Source organism: Campylobacter sp. 7477a, assembly GCF_014892335.1.
Lineage (GTDB): Bacteria > Campylobacterota > Campylobacteria > Campylobacterales > Campylobacteraceae > Campylobacter_A > Campylobacter_A californiensis.
Genome location: NZ_JADBJH010000031.1, coordinates 1 through 733, shown reverse-complemented (window position 1 = coordinate 733; position 733 = coordinate 1). Strand labels below are relative to the sequence as shown.

Here is a 733-nt window from a genome sequence, read left to right as displayed (position 1 = left end):
CGAACGAAGTAGCGTTGTTACTTGCTCTTTGTTTGTATCATCTAATTGTATATAAGCATCTTTTGGATCGCAGCCAAGCTCTATGAGGTGTATTTGGGTTGCTAAATTTTTGTCGATACCAAGTATATGAAAAGTTAGCCACTGTATAAGAAAATCAAGTAATTTTTTAACATTTTCTTTATTGTATTTCTTGCCAAGCTTTTGTTCTTGTAGTGAAATTTCTTTGATAAAATTTTTATGTGCTGCTAAATGTTGCTTAACGTGTCTTTTGTCGATGTTTGATTTTTGCATTATGCTTTCTTCATGAGCAAAATGATACTTCGAGTACTCTATAAGCTCTACTAATATGTTTTTTATTTCCTGGTCAGTAGTGGTTGGTTTTGATAATTTATTACCCAAGTTATTTACAATATCAACTAAATACTTATGCTCTATATCAACTATCTCTATATTTGTTGCAAATTCCTTACCCCAGGTAAAAAATACTTGCCCCATGTCCAATGCAGCCTTTCTTTAATATTTTTGGATATTAATTTTATATAAAATTAACTTTATGGTAAATAAAATATTTATTTACCATAAATGCACGAAATGATTTTGCAACTCTTGACAAAAAGTAATGTTTTTAGTATAATCACACTTCATTTTTTAAAAATGTCTTGTTAGCTCAGCCGGTAGAGCATCTCACTTTTAATGAGGGGGCCGTTGGTTCGAATCCAACACAGGACACCAC

1 protein-coding gene and 1 tRNA gene are annotated in these 733 nt (G+C 31.2%); one reads left to right on the top strand and one right to left on the bottom strand.

The genetic code is table 11. The features are described 5' to 3' along the window. A partial coding sequence (locus tag CCAL5182_RS08970) for a bacteriohemerythrin (protein ID WP_336610838.1) occupies positions 1-495 on the bottom strand: 495 nt, incomplete at its 3' end. Positions 496-656: 161 nt separating this feature from the next. Here CCAL5182_RS08970 and CCAL5182_RS08965 point away from each other — a divergent pair. Continuing rightward, positions 657-732, top strand: a tRNA-Lys gene (locus CCAL5182_RS08965). Position 733 lies beyond the last annotated feature (1 nt).